17 protein-coding genes and 1 other annotated feature are annotated in these 21,720 nt (G+C 38.2%); of the genes, 14 read left to right on the forward strand and 3 right to left on the reverse strand.

The window, feature by feature from the left end:
- Positions 1-54: 54 nt before the first annotated feature.
- The 9 genes from fdrA (at position 55) to IGK27_RS01475 (ending at position 14,017) form a co-directional block, all read left to right on the forward strand.
- Positions 55-3,066, forward strand: coding sequence for a DUF1116 domain-containing protein (fdrA, locus tag IGK27_RS01435; RefSeq protein ID WP_002355249.1), 3,012 nt, complete (start codon positions 55-57; stop codon positions 3,064-3,066).
- A complete protein-coding gene (locus tag IGK27_RS01440) occupies positions 3,059-3,892 on the forward strand; it encodes a DUF2877 domain-containing protein (protein ID WP_002355250.1) in 834 nt (277 codons plus the stop codon). Before fdrA ends, IGK27_RS01440 begins: the two co-directional genes overlap by 8 nt.
- 9 nt (positions 3,893-3,901) lie before the next feature.
- Positions 3,902-5,155 carry an MFS transporter gene (locus tag IGK27_RS01445; RefSeq protein ID WP_002355251.1) on the forward strand — a complete coding sequence of 418 codons (1,254 nt, stop codon included), beginning with the start codon at positions 3,902-3,904 and terminating at the stop codon, positions 5,153-5,155.
- Between the two features lie 134 nt (positions 5,156-5,289).
- Positions 5,290-6,228, forward strand: a complete 939-nt coding sequence (arcC, locus tag IGK27_RS01450; protein ID WP_002355252.1) for a carbamate kinase — start codon at positions 5,290-5,292, stop codon at positions 6,226-6,228.
- A 6-nt stretch (positions 6,229-6,234) separates the two neighbouring features.
- Complete coding sequence (locus IGK27_RS01455; RefSeq protein ID WP_002355253.1) at positions 6,235-7,455, forward strand: dicarboxylate/amino acid:cation symporter; 1,221 nt, start codon at positions 6,235-6,237, stop codon at positions 7,453-7,455.
- Between the two features lie 89 nt (positions 7,456-7,544).
- The gene (gene allD / locus IGK27_RS01460) at positions 7,545-8,606 is read left to right on the forward strand and encodes an ureidoglycolate dehydrogenase (protein ID WP_033626496.1); all 1,062 of its coding nucleotides are present in this window, start codon (positions 7,545-7,547) and stop codon (positions 8,604-8,606) included.
- Positions 8,606-10,027 carry a hypothetical protein gene (locus tag IGK27_RS01465; protein WP_002392492.1) on the forward strand — a complete coding sequence of 474 codons (1,422 nt, stop codon included), beginning with the start codon at positions 8,606-8,608 and terminating at the stop codon, positions 10,025-10,027. The genes allD and IGK27_RS01465 overlap by 1 nt, the downstream gene beginning before the upstream one ends.
- Before the next feature lie 24 nt (positions 10,028-10,051).
- Positions 10,052-11,275 (forward strand): amidohydrolase family protein, encoded by a 1,224-nt coding sequence (locus tag IGK27_RS01470; protein WP_002389547.1) that lies wholly within the window; start codon positions 10,052-10,054, stop codon positions 11,273-11,275.
- A gap of 447 nt (positions 11,276-11,722) precedes the next feature.
- Positions 11,723-14,017 carry a WxL domain-containing protein gene (locus IGK27_RS01475; protein ID WP_033626495.1) on the forward strand — a complete coding sequence of 765 codons (2,295 nt, stop codon included), beginning with the start codon at positions 11,723-11,725 and terminating at the stop codon, positions 14,015-14,017.
- Between the two features lie 91 nt (positions 14,018-14,108).
- Here the strand turns inward: IGK27_RS01475 and IGK27_RS01480 are convergent, their stop codons facing one another.
- Positions 14,109-14,288 carry a hypothetical protein gene (locus tag IGK27_RS01480; protein WP_033605810.1) on the reverse strand — a complete coding sequence of 60 codons (180 nt, stop codon included), beginning with the start codon at positions 14,286-14,288 and terminating at the stop codon, positions 14,109-14,111.
- Positions 14,289-14,473: 185 nt separating this feature from the next.
- Between IGK27_RS01480 and IGK27_RS01485 the strand changes: the two genes are divergently transcribed.
- Positions 14,474-15,841 (forward strand): PcsB-like coiled-coil domain-containing protein, encoded by a 1,368-nt coding sequence (locus tag IGK27_RS01485; RefSeq protein WP_002410455.1) that lies wholly within the window; start codon positions 14,474-14,476, stop codon positions 15,839-15,841.
- Between the two features lie 117 nt (positions 15,842-15,958).
- Positions 15,959-16,188: a binding site (T-box leader), on the forward strand.
- 60 nt (positions 16,189-16,248) lie between these two features.
- Positions 16,249-17,376, forward strand: a complete 1,128-nt coding sequence (locus IGK27_RS01490) for a 5-methyltetrahydropteroyltriglutamate--homocysteine S-methyltransferase (RefSeq protein ID WP_002355260.1) — start codon at positions 16,249-16,251, stop codon at positions 17,374-17,376.
- 51 nt (positions 17,377-17,427) lie between these two features.
- Here IGK27_RS01490 and IGK27_RS01495 read toward each other — a convergent pair whose 3' ends face one another.
- Together IGK27_RS01495 and IGK27_RS01500 are read right to left on the reverse strand one after the other, a co-directional pair.
- Positions 17,428-18,612: an AI-2E family transporter gene (locus tag IGK27_RS01495; RefSeq protein ID WP_010817008.1), complete on the reverse strand. Its 1,185-nt coding sequence runs from the start codon at positions 18,610-18,612 to the stop codon at positions 17,428-17,430.
- A gap of 15 nt (positions 18,613-18,627) precedes the next feature.
- Positions 18,628-19,143: an HdeD family acid-resistance protein gene (locus IGK27_RS01500; RefSeq protein WP_002381189.1), complete on the reverse strand. Its 516-nt coding sequence runs from the start codon at positions 19,141-19,143 to the stop codon at positions 18,628-18,630.
- 192 nt (positions 19,144-19,335) lie between these two features.
- Here IGK27_RS01500 and IGK27_RS01505 point away from each other — a divergent pair, with 192 nt between their 5' ends.
- From IGK27_RS01505 to pcp, 3 genes are read left to right on the forward strand one after another with little or no spacing between them, the layout of a single operon-like run.
- A complete protein-coding gene (locus tag IGK27_RS01505; protein WP_002355265.1) occupies positions 19,336-20,022 on the forward strand; it encodes a DUF969 domain-containing protein in 687 nt (228 codons plus the stop codon).
- On the forward strand, positions 20,019-20,963 hold the full coding sequence (locus IGK27_RS01510; protein ID WP_002355267.1) for a DUF979 domain-containing protein: 945 nt from the start codon (positions 20,019-20,021) through the stop codon (positions 20,961-20,963). Before IGK27_RS01505 ends, IGK27_RS01510 begins: the two co-directional genes overlap by 4 nt.
- A gap of 15 nt (positions 20,964-20,978) precedes the next feature.
- On the forward strand, positions 20,979-21,620 hold the full coding sequence (gene pcp, locus IGK27_RS01515) for a pyroglutamyl-peptidase I (RefSeq protein WP_002355269.1): 642 nt from the start codon (positions 20,979-20,981) through the stop codon (positions 21,618-21,620).
- The last annotated feature ends 100 nt before the right edge of the window (positions 21,621-21,720 follow it).

Below are 21,720 nucleotides of genomic sequence, written 5' to 3' on the forward strand. Positions count from 1 at the left end.
CACTTTCTCGTTTCGATACAATAGCATTGTAAGGAATAGATAGGAGGATGAACAATGTTACACACAGTAATTTTGAAAAACAATTACCAAGACTCCATCAACTTAATGTTATTGACCAATAAAATCAATGCATTAGATGGTGTAACCATGAGTCAAATCATGATGGGAACAGATGCCAACAAAGACATCCTTAACAACACGAACTTGTTAACGGATGAGGCCAATAGTGCATCTGCAAACGACATGATGATTGTGGTTGACAGTGAAAAAGAAAACATCATGGAAGAAGTTATGCCAGCGATTGATGAATTCTTAGATGATTTATCAGCAAAGGGAACTAGTGAAGAAGCACAAGCAGCAACTTCTTGGTCAGAAGCGTTTGATCTTTTACCAGAGGCGAATGTAGCGCTATTCAGTATTCCTGGTGAATATGGTGCGCCAGAAATGGAACGTGCCTTAAAAAATGATTTACACGTGTTCTCTTTCACGGATAATGTGTCAATTGAAGATGAAGTACGTTTGAAAAAATTAGCGCATGAAAAAGGCTTACTAATGATGGGGCCTGACTGTGGAACTGGTATTATCTCAAGTATTCCAATCGCCTTTACAAATGTTGTTTCTCCAGGAAACATTGGCGTTGTTGGTGCTTCAGGAACAGGGATTCAAGAAGTTACAACGATTATTGACCGCTTAGGTGGCGGAGTTGTTCACGCCATTGGTACTGGTGGTCGTGACCTAAGCGACAAAGTAGGCGCTATCACAGTGAAAGATGCTATTGTGGCCTTAGAAAATCACGAACCAACCGATGTGATTACAGTTATTTCTAAACCACCTGCAAAAGAAGTTCGTGATGAAGTGGTTGAATTATTACAAAGTATTTCAAAACCAGTCGTTGCGATTTTCTTAGGAGAAAAACCAACAAGTCACGAAGGCAAAGTTTATCTAGCTCATACATTAGAAGAAACAGCTAAAATTGCTGTTGATTTAGCAAATGATGTGGCCGTGAAGAAAAATTACTTTGAAGCATTAGCAAAACCAGCTGTACCAACATTACCAGAAGATAAAGTTGTAAAAGGCTTATATTCAGGTGGTACATTAGCTTCTGAAGCAGGTATGTTAATTTCAGAAGCTTTAGATCTTGGCGGTTTAGTGAAAGCAGAAGGTTATGTCTTGAAATCTCACGGTTATGAAGTCATTGACTTAGGCGATGATATGTATACACAAGGTCGTCCGCACCCAATGATTGACCCAGATGTTCGTATCGAAAAAATTCGTGAATACGCACAAGATGAAAAAACGGGGATTATCTTATTCGATGTGGTGTTAGGCTATGGTGCTCATGAAGACATGGTTGGTGCATTGTTACCAGCAATTGAAGAAGCGCGTGCCACAGCCAAAGAAGCAGGACGTGATCTTTACTTTGTTGCAACTGTTTGTGGGACGACGAAAGATCCGCAAAATTACCAATCGTCGGTTGATCGTTTGAAAGAAGGCGGCGTTTTAGTTGCAGAAAGCAATGCTAAAGCTGTTCAATTAGCTTTATTGCTAAAAGGAATCGAAATTTCAGAAGACGATAAAGAAGTGGTTGCTTACAACGGACCAACTGTCGATGTACCAAAACCAGGCGAAAAAGTAATGGAACTATTAACAACCAAACCAAGAATCATTAACGTTGGGTTGCAAAGCTTTACAGAATCAATCGTTGATTACGGTGGCGAAACAGTTCAATTTAACTGGCGTCCACGTGCCAACGGCAATAAAAAAATGATTAAAATTTTGGATGCTTTGGAAGATTACAGTGAACAAATCGAAGCTGAAAATCACAAAGTGACAGACAAAATTAAAAATGCACAACCATTCTTAGTAGATGTGGTACCTGCAAAATCAGTGATTCCAGAATTAAATGATGACGCACAAAAAACATTACTTCATGCTGGACCACCAATCCAATGGTCTGAAATGACTGGACCAATGAAAGGTGCTTGTATCGGAGCTGCATTATTCGAACGTTGGGCAGACAACGAAGAAGATGCTTTGAAGATTTTTGAAGCTGGCGAAGTACGTTTCATTCCTTGTCACCATGTAAAAGCAGTAGGACCAATGGGCGGTATTACTTCTGGTAATATGCCAGTCTTTGTTGTAGAAAATCGCTTAGAAGGTAACGAAGCATACTGTATCTTGAATGAAGGTATCGGTAAAGTATTGCGTTTTGGTGCTTATTCACAAGAAGTAGTTGATCGTTTAGATTGGATTAAAGATGTTTTAGGACCAACTATTGCGAAAGCCTTGAAACTTTCTGAAGAAGGCTTGAACTTAAACGTATTGATTGCGCGCTCTATTACAATGGGTGACGAGTTCCACCAAAGAAATATTGCCGCATCATTGAACTTCTTAAAAGAATTGTCTCCATTAATTATCAAAACAGATATTCCAGAAGATCAAAAATACGAAGTAATCAAATTCTTAGCTGACACAGATCAATTCTTCTTAAATGTCATGATGGCAACTGGAAAAGCAATTGTTGATGGTGCCCGTAAAGATACCAACGGAACGATTGTCACAACGATGACTCGTAACGGCGTGAACTTTGGGGTCCGGATTGCAGAAACAGGCGATCAATGGCATACCGCACCAGTAAATACACCAAAAGGTCTTTACTTCACTGGTTTCAGCGAAGAAGACGGAAATCCTGATGTCGGGGATAGTGCAATTACTGAAACAGTAGGCGTTGGAGCAATGGCTATGGTAGCTGCACCTGGCGTAACACGGTTTGTTGGTGCAGGTGGCTTTGAAGATGCGTTAGCAACCTCAAATGAAATGGCAAAAATCTGTGAAGGACACAACCCAACATTCTCAATTCCAACTTGGGATTTCCAAGGAACTTGTTTAGGAATTGATATCCGTAAAGTGGTGGAATTGGGAATTACACCAATCATCAATACAGGGATTGCACACAAAAATGCCGGTGTTGGTCAAATTGGTGCAGGGACAGTTAGAGCACCTCTAGGCTGTTTTGAAAAAGCCCTAGAAGCGTATGCTGAGAAACTAGGCATTACGGTTGAATAACCAACTAGTCATTAGTGACTACATTTTTCCTATCCACCAATATGGCAAGATGGGAACCATTCACAGTGTTTTTGAACGTTCATTTAATCTGAAAGTCCAGGATCAATTAATCAATGTTGCAAACTTCCATAATTATTTATCAAGCTTTGGTATGTTTTTGCCAGATCAATTGTTTCAAGAAATCTTTCCGTATGTACAACAAGGTAATAAAGTCAAAATCACAGAAAATCAGTTGACCTTTTACAGTACAGTCGGCGTGAAAACGATCCAACTCACACCTGCCGAGGTCGTTTCTTTAAACATTACTCATTTCAAGTTAGAAAAAGACCAATTACGCTTGTTGCGAGACCGCTTATTAGCGAGAAACTTAGAACGTAGAATTGGCCTGCCTTTAGACGAACGAGCAAAGCATATTTTCAAAAAAATGAGCCAAAAACAAAAAGTTTGGACACTATCGGAATGGCAAGAAGTAACGAATTATCTGATTGGTCGGGGCAAAGGGTTAACCCCGAGTGGTGATGACATTTTAGTGGCGTATCAAACAATTTTGTTCATACTTGCTGATGAAAGAGCTGCGGCGTTAGCCGCTACTCTTTCGGCAGCAAATTTATCCACAACAGATGTTAGTAAAGGCTATATTGCAAGCTCGGCTAAAGGATATGTAAATTCATTGTTGTATCAGTTACTCTTGGATTTGGAGAACCATCGGGATAATAGAGTTGACGAAAATATTGACAGAATTATACAAATCGGACATTCCTCTGGTAAAGATATGTCATTTGGAATGTTACTAGCTTTACAATCTGTAGAGTTAGATGAGAAGTGAGGAGAAGACATGGAGAATAGTAAAAAAAATCAAGCAGTGCAAGTGAGCAATAGTTACTGGATTAAAGTCGTAGCCATTTTCTTCGTAGGCTGGATTTTAATGTACGCAACACGAACTATTTTTAATCCAGTGATGGGGGTCATTGGAGAACAATTTGGTCTAAGTAACACACAACTTGGTTTAGCCAATAGTATCTTCTTTCTAACCTATGCTGTTGCACAGATTCCTTTTGGGATGATTGGCGATAAAATTGGGCGGAAATTAGTCATTGCTGTTGGGTTTATCGTTCTTGCTATTTCTACTTATTTTAGTGGATTAGCGACAACCTTTGTTATGTTTTTAGTCATTCGTGCAATTGCTGGTATTGGTCAAGGAGCTTACTATGGCCCGCAATATGCGCTATCGACAGAAGCGATTCCAGCAAGTAAACGGACCATCGGTAATGCCATCATCAATAGTGGGATGGCCTTCGGTACATCAGGTGGGTACCTACTTTCAAGTAAGTTGGTTTTAGAAAATGGTGAACATTGGAGCAAACCATTCTTTATCATGGCGATTCCAACGTTTATCGTAGGAATTCTTTTCTATACAATTTTGAAAGAAAAAGTGATTCGTCCTGGTGAAGAAGCTGCACGAGCAGCTGCTGAAGAAGGACCACAAGAAAAGATCTCATTAAAAGAAATTTTCTCAAATCGTAATTTATTAGCCGCATTTATTTTATGTTTCACAAGTATTTATGCAAACTTTGTCATTATTACTTGGTTGCCACAATTTTTAATTGCTGAACGTGGCTTTACAGGAGCGAGCGTTGGTTTCATTTCATCACTTGTACCATGGGCCTCTATTCCAGGAGCCTTAATCTTCGCTCGTTTGAATGATAAAACAGGTGCGACGAAAAAATTAGTCTTTACATTAGTACCTTTAGCAATCCTATCTGTCTTTGCGATTGCTTTTGTAACAAATCGGACATTGTTAATTTCTGTTTTAATTCTTTATGGGTTAACAGGGAAATTAGCGTTAGATCCAATTATGGTGACTTTTGTTACCAAACATGCACCAAAAGCGGCCTTAGGAACAACGTTAAGTGCCTATAATTTTATCGGGATGTCAGGGTCAATCCTAGCACCGTATGTCACAGGATATTTAGCAGATACAGCAGGCTCAATGCAAGTTGGCTTCTATCTTTCTTGTGTACTATTAGTTATTGGTTTACTAGCTTTTGCTTTCTTAGCTAAAGATGAGAGTAAACCGAAATTAGGTTAATTATCCCTTCGATAATGACTGAAACAATCAAAATGAGCAAGACAAAATCTTTCATTTCGTAAACAAATTATTTCTTATCCGTCGATACTGAAAAGATTTTGTCTTTGCTTTACTAAAAAGGAGCGAATCAATCAATGAGTTTAAACGTAATTGCCCTAGGTGGGAATGCTATTTTAGATACGGATCCAACAGATGAAGGCCAAAAAGCCGTCGTTAATCACGCGGCCAAATATATTGCAGAATTTGTTGCTAAAGGGGAACAAGTCATTGTCTGTCACGGAAACGGACCACAAGTAGGGAATTTGCTTTTACAACAAAAAGCAGGCGAAAGTGAAAAAAATCCAGCGTTGAAATTGGATACTTGTGTTGCGATGACACAAGGAAGCATCGGTTACTGGTTACAAAATGCTTTAACTAATGAGTTTGAAAAACGTAACATTGCTAAACCAGTTATCTCTGTAGTTACGCAAGTACGTGTGGACAAAGAAGATCCTTCGTTTAAAAAACCATCCAAACCAATTGGTCCATTCTATACAAAAGAAGAAGCTGACGCAGAAGCAGCCAAAGATGGCTCTACGTATGTGGAAGATGCTGGCCGTGGCTACCGAAAAGTTGTTCCATCACCAATGCCTAAAGAAATTGTTGAAAAAGAGGCGGTTCGTGCTTTAGTAGAGGCGGACGTTTTAACTATCTGTTCTGGTGGCGGGGGCATTCCGGTCGTAGCAGAAGACGGACAATACGTAGGTGTGGAAGCGGTTAACGACAAAGATTTCTCTGCACGTGTTTTAGCTGAAAACGTTGATGCAGACCGTTTGATTATTTTGACAGGCGTTGATAACATCTACATTAATTACAATCAACCAGATCAAAAAGCATTAGAACAAATCAGTGTAGCCGAAGCAGAAGAATACATTAAAGAAGGTCACTTTGCTGCTGGTAGTATGCTACCAAAAATCGAAGCTGCCTTAGACTTCGTAAAAGGTGATGACAAACGGAAAGCAATCATTACTTCTATCGAAAACTTAGAAAACATCGATAAAGAAGCAGGAACTGTGATCAGTCAAAAGGGGTAGTTTACCATGAAAAAACCGTCCATGATCACCCAAATTGCAATTGCTGTTGTCGTAGGAATCCTCGTAGGACTCTTGATTCCTGCTAGCGGCAATTACTTGAAAATAGTTGGAGATGTCTTTTTGCGACTGATGCAAATGGCTATTCCTATCTTGATCTTAGGGCAAATTGTCCAAGCAGTTGGCAGTATTAATCCAAAAGAATTAACGAGCCTTGGGGGTAGAACAATCGCTGTTTTCGGGATTTCCTCCTTAGCTGCTGCTTTATGGGGCGTCCTAATGGCAGTCATTTTTAATCCAGGATACGGTGTTAAAATGACTGGCTTCCAAGATGCTTCTATTAAAGCGCAAGAAATCTCAATTACTGATACAATTTTAAATTTCGTTCCGAAAAATATTTTTGATTCACTGACTCAAGGATCGATTATTCAAATTATTGTCTTTGCATTATTTTTTGGTTTAGCACTGAATAAATACTTACAAAGCCATCCAGAGACACAACTCTTCCAAATAATTGTGGACTTTAATGAAGTTATCATTACAGTCATTCGATACGTCATGTATCTAGCACCTCTGGGGATTTTTGCTTTAATTGCTTCAACAATTAGTCACTTAGGCCTTCAAATTATTTTACCGTTAGTGAAGTATCTATTGGTCTATGGATTAGGCACTATTTTATTTTTGGGCATCTGGATTTTGGTTATCACATTGTACTGTAAAGTAAGTCCACTACGTTTAATTACAAACATGAAAAATATGTCTGTGATGGCCTTGGCGACAACTTCTTCAGCAATTACTTTACCAGTAGCTTTGGAAGAAACAGAAACAAAATTAGGTTTAAGTAAGCGAATTACTAACTTAGTGTTGCCGTTAGGTATGTCATTAAACAGTAACGGTTCAGCGATGCATATGGCTTTTACTGTAATGACTATCGCTCAGATGTATCAGCTAGATTTTGATATTACGAAAATGATTTACTTAGCAATTACAGCAACGTTTGTCTCACTAGCAAACGCAGTTGTTCCCGGTGCGGGCTTAGTCTCACTGGCAGTGATTGTTCCGCAAATGGGTTTACCCATTGAGAGTATTGCAATTTTTGCAGGCGTCGAATGGTTTGTTGGCATGTTACGAACAATTTTAAATGTCAATTCAGATGTTTACTCTGCTATTCTAGTTGCAAAATCAGTGGATGAAATTGACTATACTGTCTTTAACAGTAGCAATAAGTAGTGAAAAAAGGGGAGGAAATGCAAGGTCGAAGAAGAAAATCACTTGTTTTCTTTCCCTTTTTTAAGATTAATGATAAAGGAGCAAGCGCAATGGAAGAAATGGTTGTCGTTACACCGGAAAAATTAGAAAAGCTGATGAAACAAAAATTAGAAGCTGCTGGTTTACATTCTGAACATGCCGAAGAAGTTGCTCGACATTTAACTTTTGCAGATGCTAGCGGTATTCATTCACATGGTGCGGTTCGTATGGATTATTATGCGGAACGGATTGCAAAAGGCGGGATCACGATTGACCCCGAATTATCATTTGAAAAAACTGGACCGTCCACTGCCATTTTTCATGGCGATAATGGCGTGGGTCAATTTGTTTGTAACGAAGCATTAGCTGCTGCAGTTGAACTAGCCAAAGAATCAGGGTTAGCATATGTTGGCGTTTCTCAAACGAGTCATAGCGGGACGTTATCGTATTATGTTAAAAAAGCAGCGGAACAAGGCATGGTTGCTCTTTCGATGTGTCAATCTGATCCAATGGTGGTACCGTTTGGTGGTACAAGCAATTATTTTGGAACAAATCCAATCGCTTTTGCAGCACCTAGAGCAGGTCATGAACCAGTCGTGTTTGATATGGCTACGACAGTACAGGCTTGGGGGAAAATTTTAGATGCACGTTCAAGAGATGTTGAAATTCCCGACACATGGGCAGTAGACGAAAAAGGCCAGCCAACGACTGATCCTTATGAAGTACGAGGTTTATTGCCGATTTCAGGACCAAAAGGATATGGACTAATGATGATGGTCGATGTCTTAGCTGGTTCGTTGTTAGGCTTACCTTTTGGCAAACATGTCAGCTCCATGTATGCGGATTTAACGGAGAAACGGAATCTGGGACAGATGTTTTTAATCATTGACCCAAGCCGCTTTACAGATTCTGAACGATTTAAAGAAAATATTAATCAAATGGTGGAAGAACTTCATAGTGTGCCTACAGCAGAAGGGTTTCAACAAGTTTACTATCCAGGAGAAATTGGTCAGCTAAACTATCAAAAAGCCATGTCAGAAGGCATTGAAATTCCACAAAGTATTTATGATTATTTAGTTAGTGAGATTGTACATTACGATAAATATGGCGGGCAAGGTGCCTTTGCCAAATAATGAGGAGCGCAGAGAGTATTCGCTGCTGCGTTGCTCTCGCCTTCTTTCTATTGGAGGAAAGTAAAATGAAAAAATCGTCAAAAGTAGCACTTATTTTTGCATTCTTAGTTAGTATTTTTGTGCCAGTTGCGGCCTTTGCTGATGAGATTGGGGATGTAGTTGCCCCGACAGGAATCATGGCATTAGTTGTGATTATTCCATTGATTGTTGTTTTGGTTCTATTGTTTATGAAAGTCGATATGATTATCGCTGGTTTAATTGGTGGCGTCTTAGCGATGCTGATTGGTGGCATTGGACTAGAAGAAGCGAATAAACAGATGTTGGAAGCTATCCCGATGATGTTAGGAATTACCGTTCCCATCATTAATTCAGCTGTTGCGATGGCGGTCTTTAAAGCAGGTAGTTATTCAGCTGCATTAACTTTAGCCAAACGAGGCACAAAAGGAAAAGTCGAGTATGTTTCAGCTTTTATTGTTATCTTATTAGCCGCAGCCACATATATGTCAGGAATTGGTGGCGGAAGTGCGATGGTTATTGCGCCATTGGCCTTTGCCGCAGTTGGCGTTGTTCCTGAATTAATTGCAGCAATGTCTTTAGCTGCTGCGGTATCATTTACAACATCACCCGCTTCATTAGAATCAAGTATTGTTTCAAAATTAGGCGATATCAGTGTCGGTTCATATGTTTCAACCATGCGACCTTACTGGTTATTTTTCGTAGCATTAGCGATTGTGTTAGCCTTTTGGGGAACGAAACATAGAAATGTTGGCTTTAAAGAGTCGGCAGATGATGAATTTGATAAAAAGAGCAATGGCGAATTATTTAAAATTACCTTGCCAGCCATTTTCTTATTGTTTGCTGTAATTTTTGGACCAATTGTGAATGATTTAATTGGTTTTGCCTTCTTTACGCCACTTGTATACATGATTTTAACATTAGTTTTAATTTTCTTATGTACAGATTTCTCAATGAACAAATCTGTCGAAGCGATGGTAGATGGGTCTACATATATTTTGACTCGTTTATTCCAAGTAGGGATTTTCTTAGCCTTTATTAATGTTATTGCGGAAACAGGAACGTTTGCTGTCATCGCAGGTGTTGCTGAAAATGCACCAGCCTTTATTGTCGTGCCAGTTGCCATTTTAACAGGGATTTTAATTGGGATTCCAGCTGGGGCCTACGTAGGTTCTGTTTTAACTTTAGTGCTACCAGTTGCTGTATCGTTAAACTTCCCGCCGTTAGCATTAGGTTTTGTAGCAATGGGTGTTGGTTTAGGTAGTCAAATGAGTTTCGTTAATATTACTATGCAAGCTTTATCTTCAGGCTTCCAAATTCCAATTTTGGATGTAGTTAAAGGAAACGTGAAATGGTTAAGTATTGCCTCTGTACTATTATTAGTTATCGGTTTAATCTTTGGATAAAAAACAATTTAGGGAGTGGAAAACATGGATTTATTAATTAAACAAGTTCGTCTTCAAGACGGTGAAGCATTACAAGATGTAGCTATTAAAGAAGGTAAAATCATTGAAATCGCCCCAGTTATTACTGGCGATGCCAAAGAAGTCATCGAAGCAGATGGTCGTGTTTTAATCCCAGGTTTTGTAGAAAGCCATTTACATTTGGACAAGGCATTAATCGCTGATCGTAAACCAAATAAATCAGGTACGTTGAAAGAAGCAATTGAAGTAACCGCAGAATTAAAACCAACATTTACCGAAGAAGACATTTACGACCGTGCCAAACGTGCTTTAGAAATGTTAATCGTTCATGGAACCACGGCGTTAAGAACGCATGCAGAATTTGACCCAGCGCAAGGTTTTACTGGCTTCAAAACAATTATGCGTTTGAAAGAAGAATACAAAGAGTTAATTGACATGCAAGTAGTTGCGTTTCCGCAAGAAGGAATTTTTAAAGCCCCTGGAACAGAACAAATGATGTATGAAGCAATGGATATGGGCGCAGACGTTGTCGGCGGTATTCCTTATAATGATGCACCAGCGAAAGAACATATTGATTTAGTGTTTGAAATTGCTAAAAAATATGATAAAGATGTAGATTTACACCAAGATTTTGCCGATGAAGCTGATGATATGAGTATTGAATATTTATGTGAAAAAACCATCGCTGAAGGCTACCAAGGCCGTGTTTCAGTGGGCCACTTAACGGCATTGCATGCCTTACCTGAAGCAGAATTGGCGCCTATTATTGCAAAAATGGCGGAAGCAAATATTAGCGTGATGGCTTTACCAGCAACGGATTTACATTTAGGGGCTCGTGGTGATCAGTACAATGTTCGACGTGCGGTTACGCCAATCCGTAAATTACGCGATGGTGGCGTGAATGTCTGTATTGCTACGAATAATATTCGCAATGCTTTTACACCATATGGCACAGGGGATATTGTTCAAACAGCGATGTTAGCCATTCCTGTTGGGCACCTAGGTGGAGCGGATGACTTAAAAACAGTGCTACCAATGGTAACAACAAGTCCTGCTCGTGCGATGGGACTAGAAGGATACGGTGTCGCAGTTGGGAATAAAGCAGATTTAGTCTTATTAGACACAAAAGTGGTTGAACATGCGATTATTGATATTCCAGAACGGTTATATGTTATTAAAAACGGCCGTGTTACAGTCAAGACAGACAAAAAAGTCGAAATCATTCGTTAAGAAAAAAAACAAAAAGCTCAAAATGTTAGTTGTCAAAACTAACATTTTGAGCTTTTTTTGATAAAGGTAAAGCTAGGAAGGTGAAAATATGATTAATTTATCCTGTTTTAGCTATGATTCTCTATTGAAAAGTTTATTTTCAGTTTATTTTTGGTCGATTTTCCTTGATATATATAGAATCTTCAGGAAATGCTCCTGTCTGTTTAAAATTCGGAATTTCAGAAATTATTCTTTTTTGCTAAACTAGTTATAACTGGTTAGTAAAAAGAAGTATTGGACGAATAGGGCTGAAACAAGTGAATGATCCAAAGTATAAAGAAAAATGAAACCGATACCACAAGACAAGACTGTTGCTGAAAATGGTAAGTGATCATTCTGCTAAGTTTAGTGTCTTAATGTTTAGTTAACTAAGAATTGTTGGATTGTTCTTTAGAAAGAAGGGACAATATGAAGCGAAGTAAATGGAAAGAATTGATAGTAACGGGCATCTGCCATATATTAGTATTCCCCATACTAATACAGACAACTGTTTTTGCAGAAACATTACCAAGTACAAAACAAGTAAGAGAAGGAACCAATCATTCATTAACAGCAGAAAAAGCCGAAAGTGAACAACCACAGACAAAGGATAAACTACATGATGAAGAACCACTAGCATTGCCAAAAAGTGAGTTAATCGATAATGAGGCTAATGTTACAAGTCAAACGATTAGAGAAAGAATTGAGACGCCTAACCTAACTTATCGTTATGGATTTATTAATGAAGAGGGGCAGCCAGTAAACGCCAATGAGATCCTTCTACAGTATCATAGTTGGCAAGGCAATTCCCCAAATGGCATAAATGTGTGGGAAGGTGAAAGTCAACCAGTGACAGCATCTACAGTGGCTAATTTAAAAGAAGTGGTAATTCCAAGTGAGAAAGTAGCCGTCTATTCCGACATGTCAACGGTGCTTGCAGCGAGTAATCAAACATTTTTTTTACCAAGATATTATACTTCTTTAAGCTTATACAATAAGAAAGGGGAAATTGATCCCAATTATCCGCTGCCAACTATTTCCGACGCATCAGGAAACCAATATCCAACAACAATTTCGCAATTTGAATTGGAAAAAATGTCTGCACAACAATATAGTCAGAAAACAGGAGTAACGTTTAACATTAGCGAGAGTCAAAAACTAATCGTTCCTTTGTACAACCAAGTGAAGGTTGATTCATCGAATCAATCTGGGCTATTGAATTACTTTAAATTTTCAGGGCCGGTCTATTATCATGTTACCAATCGCAAAGTGACAGAACATTTTGTGGATACTCAAGGGAAACCAATCCCTCCACCACCGGGGTTTAGACAAGGAAAGCAAACACTTATTGAGCGTGACCCTTACGCATTTAAACAGAAAGATCTTTTGCCAAGTAGCTATGAAATTGACTCAAAAACGTATCAATTTCAAGGATGGTATAAAGGGAAAACGAAACCTGAAAATTTAGAAAAAAGCGTAACGCCCAGTTATGATATTACCTATGATGACAATGATGATTTAACTGTTGTCTATAAGGAGATACCTCAAAAAAATTATACATTTGAGGATGTCAATGGTGTTGAAATTGCACCACCATCTGATTTTATTCAGGATCACCAACGACCGATAACTACAGATGGCTTTCGCTATTTAGCTGGAAAAAAACTGCCACAACAATACAGCGTTAACGGTAAAACTTATTTATATCAAGGTTGGTATCAAAATAAAACAAAACAAGAGAGCTTAGAAAAAACAAAACGACCAATAAACTCCCCTGTTTTTAATGAAATGAACGCTATTACAGCAGTATATAAGGAAATAACTGCAAAAGCTGAAATGCAAATAGAAGGACTAGTCAAAGTCATGCCAAGTGGTTATATACAAATTTGGCAGATTATGCTTACAAATGTGGGAGAAGTACCGTTAAAAAAAATAAACTTAAAGCCAGCAAGTGGTTGGTCACCAGGTCTAGCTCGGCCAATCCAAGTCACGATTCGTGTTGGATCTGAACCAAACAAAATTGTTCCTATTACTGATGAAAATTGGCGAGTTGGCATTGCTTTAAATACGGAAGTGCCTATTGGTCAGACAGCAACTATTATGATGACAACAATTGCTACAGGTGAACCAGATCAAGTGTTACAAGCGGCTGTTGAAATGAATGGAAATTTTTCTGCTGTTCACGCAGCTGATACTGTCAGAATCCAACCTAAAAATCAAGAAATTGTGGCACCAGAAGAGGAAGGTTTTATCAGCACACCAACTTTTGATTTTGGCAAAGTCGCCATTTCTAGCAACACGCAGCAACATGGTTTAAAGCAGGCAGCAGATTATTATGAAAATGGTCAGGAAAATCCATATTTACGTTTGAAAAAATCACAACCCAATTGGGCACTAACTGCAGAACTATCCCCCTTTGAAGGAAGAGTGGATCAACTATCATCAATGACAAAGTTATTGTTAGGAACAACCAATGTTTCAGGTTTTATTCAGTACAATCAACCAACGGAAACTAAAGTTGCTCTTGGCAAAACAACCGCTATTCAATTAGTTGCCAACGGTGTAGCTAGCCATATTGTTGCCAATGGTCAGTTTGACGAAAGTGATGTTTATCAATTTGATTTTTCTTTTGATCAAATCAAATTAGAAATTCCAGCAAATCAAGGTAGAAAAGATCAAACTTATCAAGCAATGGTGACTTGGAATTTAGTGACAGGCCCATAAGTCCATAAAAAATAAGTTGAATAGTTTGATCAAAAACATTGCATAGAAATAATAAAAGGCGGCTCAACGAAGCGGCCTTTTTTTTGGTTCATTACCAAAATATAACGAATTTTGTAACAAAAACGTTTGCTAAAAAGAAGGAAAAATGATTAATTTTACGAAAAAAAGCATATATCGACAAAAAAGAAGCAAAATTTGAATAAAAAAAGAAAAAATATGAAAAAAAATCGAAGAATTGTTTAACAATTGAAAACACGTGAAAATCAGTCATGACAAGGCGTAAAAGCCTTACAAAAGGTAAGTTTACCTATTATGGAGAAAGAACGAGTGATCTGAAATGTTTTTGTAACATTTCTATTGCTTAATTGAAATATGTGTGTGGTAGAATGTTTTTGTCGTAAGAAAAGATTAAGATATTTTAAATAAACTTTAGAAATTAATTCGGAGGAATGACAAGTGAAGAAACGTCTATTTGCATCAGTATTACTATGTTCATTAACGCTATCAGCAATTGCTACCCCAAGCATCGCTTTGGCGGACAATGTTGATAAAAAAATTGAAGAAAAAAATCAAGAAATTTCATCATTAAAAGCAAAACAAGGGGATTTAGCTTCACAAGTATCTTCTTTAGAAGCAGAAGTATCTTCAGTATTTGATGAAAGCATGGCTTTACGTGAACAAAAGCAAACACTAAAAGCAAAATCAGAACAATTACAACAAGAAATTACAAACTTGAATCAACGTATTGAAAAACGTAACGAAGCAATCAAAAATCAAGCACGTGATGTTCAAGTTAATGGACAAAGCACAACAATGCTAGATGCAGTTTTAGATGCGGACTCAGTTGCAGATGCAATCAGCCGTGTTCAAGCTGTTTCAACAATCGTAAGTGCCAACAACGACTTAATGCAACAACAAAAAGAAGACAAACAAGCGGTTGTTGATAAAAAAGCTGAAAACGAGAAAAAAGTAAAACAACTTGAAGCAACAGAAGCTGAATTAGAAACAAAACGTCAAGATTTACTTTCTAAACAATCTGAATTAAACGTAATGAAAGCTTCATTAGCATTAGAACAATCATCAGCTGAAAGTTCTAAAGCTGGCTTAGAAAAACAAAAAGCAGCTGCTGAAGCAGAGCAAGCACGCTTAGCTGCTGAACAAAAAGCTGCAGCTGAAAAAGCTAAACAAGCTGCTGCAAAACCAGTTCAAGCTAAAGCTGAAGTAAAAGCAGAAGCACCAGTTGCCTCTTCTTCAACAACAGAAGCGCAAGCACCAGCAAGCTCAAGCTCAGCAACTGAATCAAGCACGCAACAAACAACTGAAACAACTACACCAAGTACAGATAATAGTGCAACAGAAAATACTGGCTCTTCTTCATCAGAACAACCAGTACAACCTACAACACCAAGTGATAATGGAAATAATGGTGGCCAAACTGGTGGTGGAACAGTTACACCACCAACACCAGAACCAGAGCAACCAACACCAGCGCCTTCTGCTGATCCAACAATCAATGCATTGAACGTTCTACGTCAATCATTAGGTTTACGTCCAGTAGTATGGGATGCAGGCTTAGCAGCTTCTGCAACTGCTCGTGCAGCACAAGTTGAAGCAGGTGGTATTCCAAATGATCACTGGTCTCGTGGAGATGAAGTTATCGCAATTATGTGGGCGCCAGGTAACTCAGTAATCATGGCGTGGTACAACGAAACAAACATGGTAACAGCTTCAGGAAGCGGTCACCGTGATTGGGAAATTAACCCAGGTATTACGCGTGTCGGTTTTGGTTACTCAGGTAGCACAATCGTAGGACACTCAGCCTAATCAGCAATGATAAAAATAGACGTAAGCAGCTTCTGAAAAGAAGCTGCTTTTTTCATTACTATTTCATCCATCTCCGTTGACAAATTTGCTAAACGTGGTATTCTAATTATAATCTAATAATTTCCGTTGAATAGGAAAGTAAATACAAGACAGTTGGTAGAGAGACTTTGGTTGGTGAAAAAAGTTAGATGTCTGTATCGAAAAATGGCCTAGGAGGAATTTTTGTCGAAACGTAGGCAAAAACGTAATGTCTTTCGTTAACAAGACCGCTGATTATGATTGTCAGTTGAAGGGAAAGAGTCATCTTTCCGAAAAAAGGTGGTACCGCGATAATAATCGCCCTTTTACTAGTTACGGCTAGTAAAAGGGCGTTTTTTTATAAATAAAAATAGGAAAGAGTGAGGCAAATGAGTAGTCAGATTCCTTTTACAGTTGATCATGTGGGAAGTTTTTTACGTCCGGAAACAATTAAGAAAGCACGGAAAAAGGTCCAAGCAGGTGCTTTATCTCAAGCAGAGCTACGTCTTATTGAAGATGAGGAAATCAAAGCATTAGTAGCAAAACAAAAAGCTGGCGGTTTACGGGGAATCACAGATGGTGAATTTCGTCGCGGTTTTTGGCATATTGATTTCTTAGAAGGATTAAATGGTGTGACAGGCTATATCCCAGAAACGGGGTATAACCAAACCTTTCATGGAAAAGCAGCTCCAGCCTATAATATCCGCGTAGTGGATAAAATATCTTTTCCTGCGCAACATCCATTTTTAGAGGACTTTTCATTTTTAAAAGAGGTGGTGGAAGTTGGTGATGGCACGGTAGCCAAAGCAACGATCCCTAGTCCGACCATGATTTTACGTCAAGAAATTTTATCCAACGACGGCACCTCGCGCATTCAAACAATTTATCCAGAGATTGGTGATTTTTATAAGGATTTAGCACAAACATATAAAGATGCAATTGCGGCCTTTTACGAGAGAGGTTGCCGTTATTTACAATTTGATGATACAAATTGGGCGTTTCTAGCGGATCAGACAAAACAAGAAGAATTACGAGCAAAAGGAATACAGCCAGAAGAAATTGCACAAGTGTGTACCACGATTATTAATGAAGCCTTAGCTGGCAAGCCAGAAGATTTAACTGTAACCACGCACATTTGCCGTGGGAACCATGCTTCGTCTTGGTTATTTTCAGGTGGTTATGAACCGATAGCAAAAGAATTATTTGCTACGAATTATGATGGTTTCTTCTTGGAATATGACTCAGATCGTGCAGGGGACTTTTCACCATTAAGACATTGGCAAAATAATGGCAGCAAAGTCGTTTTAGGTTTAGTTACTTCTAAGTTTCCTGAATTAGAAGAGACTGAACAAGTGAAAGCACGAATTGAAGAAGCCCAACAGTTTGTTCCTTTAGAAAACTTAAGTATTAGTCCGCAATGTGGTTTTGCTTCAACGGAAGAAGGAAATCGTTTGACGGAGAAAGAACAATGGCGCAAAGTTCAATTACTTCAAGAAATTGCTAGAGAAGTATGGTAAAAAAACTGGGACATAAGTCTAAACGGCTTATGTCCCAGTTTTTTCATTATATTATTTTAAATATTGATCTTTAGTAAAATTCGTGTGTTCATACTCGCCGTTGTCACCATAAAAGCGGTTATAGCGTTGTTTGAATTTGCGGAATAAATAAATGACTGTCACTTTAACTAGGCAATACATTGGAATCCCGAAGATAACGCCCATTAAACCAAACAGTTCGCCCATAACTAACAAGACAAGTAAAATAGTAATCGGATGGACTTTTAATTTATCGCCCATCACACGAGGAATAACAAAATCACCATGAATCAATTGGATGGCAAACCAGACGATAACAAATTTAACTACCATAAATGTGGAATCCTGAAAGGCAATAATCAATCCAGGAATAAAGGCAATAAATGGCCCGATATAAGGAATAATACATAAAATACCAGCAGCTAAAGCTAAAATGCTACCAAATTGTAAACCAATTAATAGAAAAGTTGGCCAATACATAATCCCTAAAACCAAGGAAGCAATGACTTGACCTTTTAGATAATCGCCAATTTGAATGTTGGCAATTTGGCTATATTCGTCAAAATCAGGACGAAAAGCTGGGGGGATGATGCCTTTTACAAAGCGATAAAACTTTTCTTTGTCTTTTAAAAGGAAAAAGGCGATGATAGGTCCTGTAAACAAGGTTAGGAAAGTAGAAGAGACTGCAGAAAAGACGCTTCCCAGACCTTGTGCGCCTGTTTGTAGGTAATCCCCTGCAAAGTCTTTAAAGGAGTTTGCAAGTTTGCCCCAGAGCTGATTAATCGACTCATTAGCAGATTCTAAATCTTTTGCAAAAGGTGTTTTAGCCATAAATTCTTGTACTGTTTGGAGCGTGCTTTTCCAAAAACTTGGGAATTGTTTGATTAATTCTTCCGTTTGGTCTTGGATAATTGGGAAAAGTTGCAGTCCAGCTAACACTAGTAATGCAATAATTAAGACATAGAGAATCGCAATCGCCCAAACACGGGGAATTTTTTTCTCAAGGCGTTTCACCATTGGATTAAGCAAATAAAATAGAATAATACCAAAAAGTACCGGGCCTAAGACGGCACTAAAAATAACAAAAATTGGTTTAAAGATAAATGAAACAGTGTTGAATAAAAAGATAGTTACAGCAATTAGACAAAGGATAGTTAATGTGTAAAGTAAATTTTTCCCACCTAAAAAGCGGATCCACTTGGTACTTTCTTTATCCATAAGTTGCTCCTTTCGTTAAGCTTTATTTCTAAAATGACCAATAATTTCAATGACACCCATGAAAATCAGGATAAATCCAAAGACTTGCATCAAAACTAAGAGACTTTTGAAGGGGTTGAAAACTAAAACAGCTCCAGCGATTAAAACCAGAATACTGTAGATAAGCGCACCTGTTTGACGAGTATTTAAAGCAAAAGTCAATTGAACGAGGCCGTTTATAACGATACTAATCCCTAATAAAAACGGCAGAATCGAAACAATCACCGGTGCAAAAAATAAAAAGGCTACTGCTAAGACGACAAAGATTAAACCTGTTACGAAACCAAGTCCCCAGCTACCCGTTTGTTTTTTTATTTTGTAGTCATCATAAATATTAATTAACCCTAAAAGCATCAAATAACCAGCAATTAAATAACCGACGAACTGGAAGAAAGCACCGGGATTAAAGACAATGGCACTTCCGATAACGATAAAGACGGCGTCGCGCAATAGGGTATGGCGCCGAAAATTTTCTCTAAAAGTTTGGAACATAAAAATCCTCCTCAATGTTATTGTTTCTTTTATTCTAGCGGAAAAAAGAAAAAAGTGCGAGTGGTAGCTCTAAAAAGTGTTGGAAACTGTGTCTTTAGAAAAAATAACATTAAAAATTAAAAAAGTCTTACAAATGAGCGAAAATTGGCATATAATGGAAAGTGAAATTTTATTTTAAGAAGGAGAGATTTGATGGATTTATTACCTTTATTAGGCGTATTGATCGTCATTGTCGGCTTCGCATTGAAATTTGATGCTATCTTGATTGTGATGGTTGCTTTAATAGTGACGGCTTTTACTGGCGGGCTTGGTTTGACATCAATGCTAGAAACACTAGGAACAACCTTTGTGAATAATCGAGGCATGGCTATCTTTATTATTATTATGTTAGCAACAGGAACTTTAGAAAGAAATGGCTTGAAAGAGTCAGCAGCTACGTTGATTAAACGATTCAAAAAGGTATCTGCTGGTGTGATTATTGACATTTATGGTGTCTTTCGGATTATCTTCGCCGCTTTTAACGTAAGTTTCGGTGGGGTAGCAGGTTTTGTGCGTCCGATTATTTTGCCAATGGCGTTAGGAACAATTGAATCAAAAAATTTACCAATGGTGCCAGAGTATGAAGAAGAACTAAAAGGGATGGCTTCAGCCATGGAAAATATCTGTTGGTTCTTTGGTCAAGTTCTGTTTGTTGGTGGGGCTGGGGCATTACTTGTTCAATCAACATTAAAAGATTTAGGCTATGAAGTGACATTAGGTAAATTGGCTTTAGTGGAAGTACCAGTCGCCTTAGTTGCCTTAATTTCGGCAAGTATTTACTTTACTTTAAAAGAAAAAAGATTACGTAAAAAATATTATGGACAGGAGGGACTGAAATGAGTTTTTTCACAGATCCAAGTATTGATTTGAGTGCAAAGTTATTGGAAGTCCTTTATATTTTTATGGGGATTATCTTGTTATATACAAGTTTTCGTAGTTTTCGTGATAAAACCAATCAACATGCGTATGGGACTAGTTTATTCTGGGGAATCTTAGGGATCTTAATCGGTTTTGGTCGGTTTATTCCACCAGTTGCCTGTGGCGTACTTATTTTTGTGATGACAATTCCGGCAATTCTTCAAAAAGTGACAAAAGGAGAAAGTCGCTTACCTTCGAAAGAATACATGGAAAAAATGTCTCAAAAATTAGGAATGAAGATTTTTATTCCCGCACTAAGTATCGGGGTTTTTGCAATTCTTTTTGCCACATTGACTACTTTAGGAGCTTTAGTCGGTGTCGGTGTTGGTGTCTTTGTAGCGATTTTCATCATGATGTTCTTTTCTAAAAATAATACGCCGAAAGTATTTTTTGATGATGCGGCGGAAATGTTAGAAACAGTCGGTCCTCTTAGTACGTTGCCAATGCTATTAGCTTGTTTAGGTGCTGTTTTTACTAGCGCTGGTGTTGGTGAGATTATTTCAAAAGGGGTTAGTGCCGTAGTACCAGCAGGAAATGTCAATGTAGGGATTATTATTTATGCTGTGGGAATGGTTATTTTTACGGCTATCATGGGCAATGCCTTTGCAGCAATAACCGTGATGACAGTCGGAATTGGTGTGCCGTTTGTCTTTTCTTTAGGTGCAGATCCCGCATTAGTTGGGATGGTTGCCTTAACATGTGGTTTTTGTGGTACACTGTTAACACCGATGGCTGCGAACTTTAATATCGTACCTGTAGCCATGTTGGAAATGAAAGATAAGTACGGCGTCATTAAAAATCAATTGCCGATTGCACTTTTCATGTTAATTTTCCAAATTGTTTATATGATTCTATTCAAATAAGAAAGGATGATCGAAATGAAAGTTGTCGTTACTGGCTTTGATCCATTTGGAGGAGAAGCAATCAATCCTGCCTTTGAAGCAGTCAAAAAATTACCTGCTGAAATTGCAGGAGCTGAAATTATTAAAGTTGAGGTGCCAACTGTTTTTGGCACTAGTGGTGAAAAAGTGGCTGAAGCAATTGAAACCCATCAACCAGATATGGTGATTTGTGTTGGACAAGCAGGCGGCCGCCAAACAGTCACTGTTGAAAAAGTGGCGATTAATTTAGCGGAAGCGCGTATCCCGGATAATGCAGGACAACAACCAAGCGATGTGCCGTTGGTTGAAGATGGAGCAACAGCCTATTTTACAAATTTACCGATTAAAGCGATGGTAAAAAATTGTCATGACCATCAATTACCTGCAGCGATTTCTTATACAGCAGGAACCTTTGTATGTAATGATATTATGTATCACTTACTACACTTAATTAACACTAAATATCCAACTATTCGTGGCGGATTTATTCATGTTCCGTTCCTACCAGAACAAACAATTGATAAACCAACGTTTGCTTCTATGTCATTAGAAGCAATCACAGATTCTTTGTTCTATATGATTGAAGCAGCAGTAAAAACGCAAGAAGATATTCAACTACAAGGTGGCACAACCCATTAATTAACAGGCGCTTTCGTGAGAACGGAGGCGCTTTTCTATTTTTACAAAAAGAAAAAGTAATTTTTGTTGGCGTGTGAAAAAATTTTTTATACTATTTTCG

This window comes from Enterococcus sp. DIV0236 (assembly GCF_050558525.1).
GTDB classification, from domain to species: Bacteria; Bacillota; Bacilli; order Lactobacillales; family Enterococcaceae; genus Enterococcus; species Enterococcus faecalis.